The sequence below is a fragment of the Paracraurococcus ruber genome, from assembly GCF_004353985.1.
In the GTDB taxonomy this organism is placed as follows: domain Bacteria; phylum Pseudomonadota; class Alphaproteobacteria; order Acetobacterales; family Acetobacteraceae; genus Paracraurococcus; species Paracraurococcus ruber.
On record NZ_SMOA01000246.1, the window covers coordinates 1 to 8071 of the forward strand.

General features: G+C 74.0%; 7 protein-coding genes. 4 read left to right on the forward strand and 3 right to left on the reverse strand.

Annotated features, from left to right (window positions below; genetic code table 11):
* Positions 1–71 precede the first annotated feature (71 nt).
* Positions 72–329, reverse strand: a complete 258-nt coding sequence (locus E2C05_RS25735) for a con-10 family general stress protein (protein WP_192912522.1) — start codon at positions 327–329, stop codon at positions 72–74.
* Positions 330–554: 225 nt separating this feature from the next.
* On the opposite strand from E2C05_RS25735, the gene E2C05_RS25740 reads away from it, so the two are divergent.
* From E2C05_RS25740 to E2C05_RS25750, 3 genes are all read left to right on the forward strand, one after another.
* On the forward strand, positions 555–1958 hold the full coding sequence (locus E2C05_RS25740; RefSeq protein WP_200306106.1) for a CoA transferase: 1404 nt from the start codon (positions 555–557) through the stop codon (positions 1956–1958).
* Positions 1959–2074: 116 nt separating this feature from the next.
* Complete coding sequence (locus E2C05_RS25745; protein ID WP_133222505.1) at positions 2075–3031, forward strand: amidohydrolase family protein; 957 nt, start codon at positions 2075–2077, stop codon at positions 3029–3031.
* 284 nt (positions 3032–3315) lie between these two features.
* Positions 3316–4224 carry an EAL domain-containing protein gene (locus E2C05_RS25750; RefSeq protein ID WP_338045196.1) on the forward strand — a complete coding sequence of 303 codons (909 nt, stop codon included), beginning with the start codon at positions 3316–3318 and terminating at the stop codon, positions 4222–4224.
* A gap of 45 nt (positions 4225–4269) precedes the next feature.
* Here the strand turns inward: E2C05_RS25750 and E2C05_RS25755 are convergent, their stop codons facing one another.
* Complete coding sequence (locus E2C05_RS25755; protein WP_133222507.1) at positions 4270–6465, reverse strand: xanthine dehydrogenase family protein molybdopterin-binding subunit; 2196 nt, start codon at positions 6463–6465, stop codon at positions 4270–4272.
* A 14-nt stretch (positions 6466–6479) separates the two neighbouring features.
* Complete coding sequence (locus tag E2C05_RS25760; protein ID WP_133222508.1) at positions 6480–6959, reverse strand: (2Fe-2S)-binding protein; 480 nt, start codon at positions 6957–6959, stop codon at positions 6480–6482.
* 105 nt (positions 6960–7064) lie between these two features.
* Between E2C05_RS25760 and E2C05_RS25765 the strand changes: the two genes are divergently transcribed.
* Complete coding sequence (locus tag E2C05_RS25765) at positions 7065–8009, forward strand: tripartite tricarboxylate transporter substrate-binding protein (protein ID WP_158292368.1); 945 nt, start codon at positions 7065–7067, stop codon at positions 8007–8009.
* Positions 8010–8071: the final 62 nt, after the last annotated feature.

Sequence of the window (8071 nt, forward strand, 5' to 3'; positions counted from 1 at the left end):
GCGCCGGCCGCCCGGGTCGGCGTGGCGCTGGCCCGGATGCCGGCCTGGCCCGGCGACCCGCCGCGGCGCGCCTAGAGTGCCGGCTTCTCCAGCGACGGGCCGTCCACCGGCGGCTTCCGGGCCGCCTGCCCGCCATGGCTGTGCTGGCCGCCCTTGCGGCCGGCTTCCACCGCCTTTTCGCGATTATTGGCGAAATTGCCGGGATTGTTGGCCTTGCCCTGATGCGTGCCGCCGAGCCGGCCTGCCTCCCGCGCCTTCTGCCGGTCATTGGCGAAGTTGCCCGGGTTGGAGCTGCCGCGACCGCCATTCATCCCTTGCTGTTCGGCCATGGTCGTTTCCGTTCGTCTTGCTTCTCGGGATGCCGCCAAGATGGCGGCTCCGGCTTACGAACGCGCATCGCCGTCGCCGTTTCCCCTCGCGGTCGCCTTTTCTGTCGCTATACGCACATTCTGTCGGCGGCCCACTGGCCGGTCCGCCGGTGCCGGGACCCTGCCGGGTGCTCACGCCCCGGCACGATCCGGCCTAAGCTTCGCGGCGGCGATGGAGGGGGAATGATGCCCGACCCGGCACCGACGGCGATCCTGGGCGCGTTGTGGCAGGCGGCTGGCCTGGCCGGCCGGCCACCGGCCGAGTTGCCGGGGGAGGAGCCGGTGCTGCCATCCTCCTTCCGCGTCGCCGCCGCGGCGCAGGCGACCATCGCGGCCGCCACCGCGGCGGCCGCCGAGATCCATCGACGCCGCGGCGGCCCGGCGCAGATGGCGCGGGTGGCGATGCGGCATGCGGCGCTCGAGTTCGGGTCCGAGCGCTACCTGCGGCTGGACGGGCGGCCGGCGCCGGCCGGGTGGGACAGCATCGCCGGCACCTATCGCTGCGGCGATGGCCGCTTCGTCCGGCTGCACACGAATTTCCCGCATCACCGCGCGGGCGTCCTGGCCCTGCTGGGCTGCGAGGGAACGCGGGAGGCGGTGGGCCGGGCCCTGCAGGACTGGGAGGGCCTGGCCTTCGAGCAGGCGGCGGCCGAAGCCGGGATGTGCGTCGCCGCCATGCGCAGCCCGGCCGAGTGGGACGCGCATCCCCAGGGCCAGGCGGTGGCGGCGCTGCCGCCGCTGCGGATCGAGCGGATCGGCGACGCGCCACCTGTGCCGCTGCCGCCGGTCGCCGCCCGGCCGCTGGAAGGGCTGCGGGTGCTGGACCTGACGCGCGTCATCGCCGGGCCGGTCTGTGGCCGCACGCTGGCGGCGCATGGCGCCGAGGTGCTGCATGTCAGCGCCGCGCATCTGCCGAGCTTCGACGACCTGCTGCCGGATACCGGCCGCGGCAAGCGCAGCGCCCGGATCGACCTGCGGGATGCGGCAGGCCGGTCGGCGCTGCTCGGCCTGGCGGCGCGGGCCGATGTCTTCCTGCAGGGCTACCGCCCCGGCGCCATCGCCGCCCAGGGCTTCGCGCCGGAGGCTCTGGCGGCGCTGCGGCCGGGCATCGTCTGCACCTCGCTCTCGGCCTATGGCGAGGCGGGGCCCTGGGGCGGCCGGCGCGGCTTCGATTCGCTGGTGCAGACCGCCAGCGGCTTCAACCATGCCGAGGCGGTGGCGGCCGGCGCCGATCCTGCCGCCCCGGACCCGAAGGTGCTGCCCTGCCAGGCGCTGGACCATGCCAGCGGCTTCCTGCTGGCCTTCGGCACGCTGGCAGCGCTGCTGCGGCGGGCGGAGGAGGGCGGGTCCTGGCTGGTCCGTGTCTCGCTGGCCGGCACGGCGCATTGGCTGCGCGGCCTGGGCCGGGTGGAGGGCGCCTTCGGCCTGCCGGTCCCCGGCCTGGACGAGCTTGGGGACCTGCTGGAGACGATGCCGAGCGGGTTCGGCGCGCTGACTGCGCTGCGCCATGCCGGCTGGCTGCCGGAGACGCCGCCCCGCTGGGCGCTGCCGCCGGTGCGGCTGGGGGCGCATCCGCCCGCCTGGGCCTGACCGCACGGCGAAGGCGCCCGCGGGAACCCGCGCGCCCGGTCCTGTTGTGCCGTCCTGCCCGGCGGGCGCAAGCTTCGCCGCAAGCGCCGCGAAGGCGTGGGCAGGAGGAACCGCGAATGACGACACGACGCAGCATCATGCAGGCGGCGGCGCTGGGCGCTGCCGGGCTGGCGGCAGGGCCGGCCCGGGCCGCCGGCCGCACCGCCCCGGCCTTCGAGGTGCCGGCCGGCGCCTGCGACTGCCACGTCCATGTGTTCCCCGACCCGGCGCGCTTCCCCTTCTTCGCCGGCCGCACCTACACCCCGCCGGTCGCCACGGCGGACGACCTGCTGCGGCTGCAGCGCGACCTGAAGCTCGACCGCGTCGTCATCGTCCAGCCCAGCGTCTACGGCACGGACAACCGCGCCACGCTGGACGGCATCCGCCAGCTCGGCCCGCAGCGGGCGCGCGGCGTCGCGGTGATCGACGCCTCCACCACGCCGGCGCAGCTGGAGGAGCTGCACCAGGCCGGCATCCGGGGCGTGCGGGTGAACCTGGAGACGGCGGGGGTGGTGGACCCCGCGGCCTCGGCGCAGAAGCTGAAATCGGCGGTCGACCAGGTAGCGGCGCGCGGCTGGCACGTGCAGACCTATACGCGGCTGGCGATCATCGAGGCGCTGAAGGACCAGCTGGCGCAGATGCCGGTGCCGCTGGTGGTGGACCATTTCGGCGGGGCGCGCGGGGAGCGCGGCGTTGACCAGCCGGGCTTCGCGGCGCTGTTGGACCTGGTGAAGTCGGGCAAGGCCTATGTGAAGATCTCCGGCGCCTACCGCAGCAGCAATGCGGCGCCGGACTTCGCCGATGTCGCGCCGCTGGCCCGGGCGCTGATCGCCGCCAACCCCGACCGCATCGTCTGGGGCACCGACTGGCCGCACCCGAACACGTCCCTGCAGAAGCCGGCCACCGAGATCTCCGAGCCGGTGCCGATCGATGACGGGCTGCTGTTCAACCAGCTCGCGTCCTGGGCCCCGGATGCGGCGGTGCGGCGGAAGATCTTGGTGGCCAATCCGGCGCGCCTCTACGGCTTCGCCTGACGCAGGCTTAAGGCCTGACGAAGGGTAAAGAAATGCGCCGGCGGCGCGGCGTTCGACACGCAACGCCGCGCCGCCGGCGCCGGGAAGGCGGCCGCATCCGGCGCGACCTGCGCACCGTTCCTTGCCGGCGGAGGGGCGGCAAAGCACCGGCAGGGCATCCTTCCGCGGCATGGATCGCCGCGTGGTACCGGTGCCGGTGACAGGCATCCGCGGGCGGCGCCGGACGTCATGCACCGGCAAGGAATTCATGATTAATCGACGGGCGGGTGACAGGAATGCATGCGGTGCGGGAGCAGCAACCGGATCAGGACGAGCCAGTGGTCGGCGCCGCGGGCAGCGGCCGATCACGCGGGACCGTCGCCTTGCCGCGCGAGCGGCGGCGGTCCGGGCGGCAGGATGCGGCCAACCCGCAGCTGATCCCGCTGCTGCGCCGCTCCGCCGGCGGCAAGGCCTGCGGCGCCTGCCGCGACGGGGCGGCGATCTTCCCCTTCACCATCGCCTTCCAGCCGGTGGTGGACCTGCAGGAGAGCCGCATCGACGCCTATGAGGCGCTGGTGCGCGGCGAGCATGGCGAGGGGGCTGCCCATGTGCTCGGCCAGGTCACGCCGGACAACCGCTACGCCTTCGACCAGGCCTGCCGGGTGAAGGCGATCGAGCTGGCCGCCCGCCTCGGCATCGCGCGGCAGCTCAACATCAACTTCCTGCCGAACGCGGTCTACGAGCCGCGGGCCTGCATCCAGACCACGCTGCGCACCGCCGCCCGCACCGGCTTCCCGCTGGACCGCCTGACCTTCGAGATCGTGGAATCCGAGGGCATCGCCGACACGCCGCACCTGCTCGGCATCATCGCCGAGTATCGCCGGCACGGCTTCCGCGTGGCGCTGGACGATTTCGGCACCGGGCATTCCGGCCTGGCCCGCCTGGTCGAGCTGCGGCCGGACATCGTCAAGCTGGACCGCGTGCTGGTGGAGGGCTGCGACGCCGACCGCACGCGGCTGGCGGTCGTCGCCGGGCTGCTGCGCATCGGCACCGAGATCGGCGTGAAGATGGTGCTGGAAGGCGTCGAGACGGCGGCCGAGGTGGCGGCGCTGGCCGCGGTGGGCGGCCGCTACATGCAGGGCTACTTCTTCGCCCGCCCGGCCTTCGAGCATGCGCCCACCGAGGCGGAGATCCGCTGGCCGGCGGCGGCCTGACCGCCGCCGCGGGCATGACCGCGCCAGGCCGCCGCGGCCGCGGCGCTACGCCCCCTGCAGCGCCGCCCGCACCTTGGCCGGGGTGAAGGGCACGCTGCGCAGCCGCACGCCGGTCGCGTCGAACACCGCGTTGCTGACCGCCGAGGGCACCACCGCCGCCGCCGGCTCCCCGGCGCCCCAGGGGCGGTCGGCGGGGCGGTCGATCAGCTCGATGACGATCTCCGGCACCTGCGGGAAGGCGATGGTCCGGTAGCCCGCCCAGTCGAGGCTGGTGACGGTGGAGCGGTCGAAGGTCAGCTCCTCCAGCAGGGTGCGGCTGACCGTGGACACGACGTTGCCCTCGATCTGCGCCTTCACCGCATCCGGGTTGATGACCTGGCCGCAGTCATGCGCGCAGAAGAAGCGGGTGACGCGGATGTCGCCGCTGCGGCGGTTCACCTCCACCTCGGCCACGCCGGCGACATAGGTGCGCACCAGCTCGTACTTCACATAGGTCACGCCGCGGCCGCGCAGCACCTCCCCGGTCTGGTCGCGCCGGGGCGAAGGGCGGGTCTGCCAGTTCGCCAGCCTTGCCACGCGCTCCAGCACCTCCCGCCCGCGCGGGTCGTCCAGCACCGAGAGGCGGTATTCGATCGGGTCGGCGCCGGCGGCGGCGGCCAGCTCGTCGAGGAAGGCCTCGTTCGCATAGGTGTTCTGCATCCGCCCCGGCGTGCGGATCCAGGAGGGGCGGAAGGGCGTCGTCTCCAGCCGGTGGCAGACGGTGCGGACCGCCGGCAGCGCATAGGGCTGCGCCAGGTTGTGGACGATGTTGCCGGGGCTGAGCAGGCTTTCCTTGGGCAGGCCGGCGAGGTCGGCCGCGACCAGGTCGACATTGCCGCCGGCGCCTTTCGGGATATAGGCCTCGCTCTCCCAGCCCACGACCTTGCCCTGGGCGTCGAGCCCGGCGCGCAGGTCGATCAGCGTCGGCGGGCCCTTCGGGTCCCAGCCATGCTCCTCCGCCCGCATCCACTGCACGCGCACGGGGCGGCCGACGGCCCTGGCCAGCAGCGCCGCATCGGCCGCCGCATCCTCATGCCCGTTGCGGCCGTAGCAGCCGGCGCCCTCCAGGTAGATGCAGCGCACCTGCTCCACCGGCAGGCCCAGCATCATGGCTAGCTGCTTGCGCAGGTTGTGGGTCGCCTGGCTGGCGCTCCAGCTCGTCAGCCTGCCGTCCTTGAACTCCGCCACGGCGCAGGACGGGCCCATGGAGCCATGGGTGTGGATGGCGAAGTCGTAGCTGGCCGAGAGGCGCCGCGCTGCGCCCTGGATGGCGGCCGCCGGGTCGCCCTTCTCGCTGGTCACCTGCCGCTGGCCGACGGGCGTGGCGCGCACATGCTCCCAGAGCTTCGCCTGGTCCGGCAGCCCGGCCCAGGCGGACCAGCGGACCTTCAGCGCCTGCTGCGCGCGGATCGCCGCCCATTCGGTCTCGGCGACCACGCCGACGAATCCCTTCTCATGCACCACCTTCACGATGCCGGGGATCCCGGCGACCGAGGCCTCGTCCACCGCCTCCGCCGTCGCGCCCATGGCGGGCGGGCGCACCGCGCGGCCATGCAGCATGCCCGGGACCTTCAGGTCGTGGACATACCGGAAGCGGCCGAAGACCTTGTCCGGGATGTCGACGCGCGGCACCGGCCGGCCGACGATGCGGCGCTGCTCCGGCGGCTTGATGGTGGCGCCGGGATCGACCGCGAGCGAGAAGGCCTTGCCGCCCACCAGCTCGGCATAGGCCAGGCGCCTGCCATCCGGCGCCACCACCGCGCCGCTCTCCGCCCGCAACGCCTCGGCCGGCAGGCCGACGCGGCGTGCCGCCTCGGCCACCAGCGCGGCGCGCGCCGTCGCCGCCGCCTGGCGCAGCTGCACGCCGCCGATCTGGATGGAGAGCGAGCCATAGGTCGGGCCCTGGTCCGGCGTCAGCGCCGTGTCGCCCTCGACCACCGCCACGCGGTCCAGCGGGACCTCCAGTTCCTCCGCCGCGATCTGCGCGAAGCCGGTGCGGACGCCGGTGCCGAGATCGACCTTGCCGACATAGACCGTGATCCGGCCATCGGCGCCGATGGCGAGGAAGCTGTCCACCTGCTCGAGCGCCACCGGCTTCTCGGTCCAGGCCGCGGCGGGCTTAGGCCCGGCGGCGGCGAAGGCGATCACGAGGCCGCCGCCGGCCTGGATCAGGCCGCGGCGGGAGAGGGCCATTCCGTCCATGCGCGTGCCCTCCCTCAGGCTTGGCTCGCGGCGCGCAGCACGGCGCGCACCACGCGCGGCTGGGTGCCGCAGCGGCAGATGTTGTTGGCCAGCGCCTCGCGCACCTGCGCCTCGGACGGCTTCGGGGTGCGGGCGAGGAAGGCGGCGCTTTCCATGATCATGCCGTTGGCGCAGTAGCCGCATTGCACCGCCTGCTCGGCGATGAAGGCGGCCTGGACGGGGTGCGGCCTGTCCGGCGTGCCGAGGCCTTCCAGCGTCGTCACCTGCTTGCCCGCCAGCTCCCCGACCGGCAGCAGGCAGGACCGCATGGCGGCGCCATCCACATGCACGGTGCAGGCGCCGCACTGGCCGAGGCCGCAGCCGTAATGCGGGCCGGTGAGGCCGAGGTCGTTCCGCAGCGCGTAGAGCAGCGGCATCGCGGGGTCGTCCACGGTCACGCTCACGGCGCGGCCATTGACGGTCATGGCCACGGTGCGGGCCACGGTCTGGCTCATGCGGCGTCCCTCCCTGGTGGTCTTGTGGTCTTCGTCTTAAGGAAGCCCAAAGCGCGCCGGGCGTCCATGCCGCCGGGGCGCGACCCCTGCCGGGAGGATGACACCGTGAAGCGACTTGCCCTGGGCCTCGCCGCCCTGCTGCTGGCCTGGCCGGCCGCGGCGCAGACTTTCCCCGACCGGCCGGTGCGGCTGGTGGTGCCCTTCGCGCCGGGCGGCGCCACCGATGTCGGCGCCCGCGTGCTGGCCGAGGCGCTGGGCCAGGTGCTGCCGCAGCCGGTGGTTGTGGAGAACCGGCAGGGCGGCGCCGGCATGGTCGCCGCCGAGTTCGTCGCGCGCGCGCCGGCCGACGGCCACACGCTGCTGTTCAACAACACCAGCCATGCGGTGCTGCGGGTGGTGGTGCCGAACGCGCCCATCGACCCGATCCGGCAACTGGCGCCCGTCGCCATCCTGTCGGAGATGCCGATGGTGATGCTGGTGGCCAACAACGTCCCGGCGCAGGACGGGCGGGAATTCCTCCGCATGGTCCGCGCCGCGCCGGGCAAGTTCGACTATGGCAGCACCGGCGGCGGCGGCACGCTCGGCATGGCCGCGCTGCTGTTCCTGCGCACGACCGGGCTGGAGATGGGGGAGATCCCCTATCGCGGCGGTGCGCCGGCGACGCTCGACCTGGCGGCCGGGCGGATCGCGCTGGTCTACGACATCGCTCTGACCGGGCTGCAGACTGCGCGCGGCGGCCAGGCGCGGGCCTTCGCCGTCACCTCCCCGCAGCGCAGCCCGGCGGCGCTGGAGGTGCCGACCTGGCGGGAGATCGGCGTGGATTCGGAGATGGTGGTCTGGCAGGCGGTCTTCGCCCCCGCCGCCACGCCGGCGCCGGTGATGCAGGCGTTGCATGCCGCCATCACCCGCGTGCAGCAGACCGAGTCGGTCCGGAAGAAATGGACCGAGCTGGGCGTGGACCGGGTGCTGGCGACCCCGCCGGAGGAAGCGGCGCAGTACGTCGCCCGCGACGTGCAGCGCTGGGAAGGCTTGATGCAGCCGGCGCGCTGAACGCGGCGGGGCCGCGGCCGCGCCGCGCCTCCAGGAAGGCTGCGCCGCCCTCGCGTCCCGAT

Excerpts from the sequence above, each read along its gene's own strand:
- E2C05_RS25735 (WP_192912522.1), bottom strand. The coding sequence starts at position 329 with ATGGCCGAACAGCAAGGGATGAATGGCGGTCGCGGCAGCTCCAACCCG.
- E2C05_RS25740 (WP_200306106.1), top strand. The coding sequence starts at position 555 with ATGCCCGACCCGGCACCGACGGCGATCCTGGGCGCGTTGTGGCAGGCG.
- E2C05_RS25745 (WP_133222505.1), top strand. The coding sequence starts at position 2,075 with ATGACGACACGACGCAGCATCATGCAGGCGGCGGCGCTGGGCGCTGCC.
- E2C05_RS25755 (WP_133222507.1), bottom strand. The coding sequence starts at position 6,465 with ATGGACGGAATGGCCCTCTCCCGCCGCGGCCTGATCCAGGCCGGCGGC.
- E2C05_RS25760 (WP_133222508.1), bottom strand. The coding sequence starts at position 6,959 with ATGAGCCAGACCGTGGCCCGCACCGTGGCCATGACCGTCAATGGCCGC.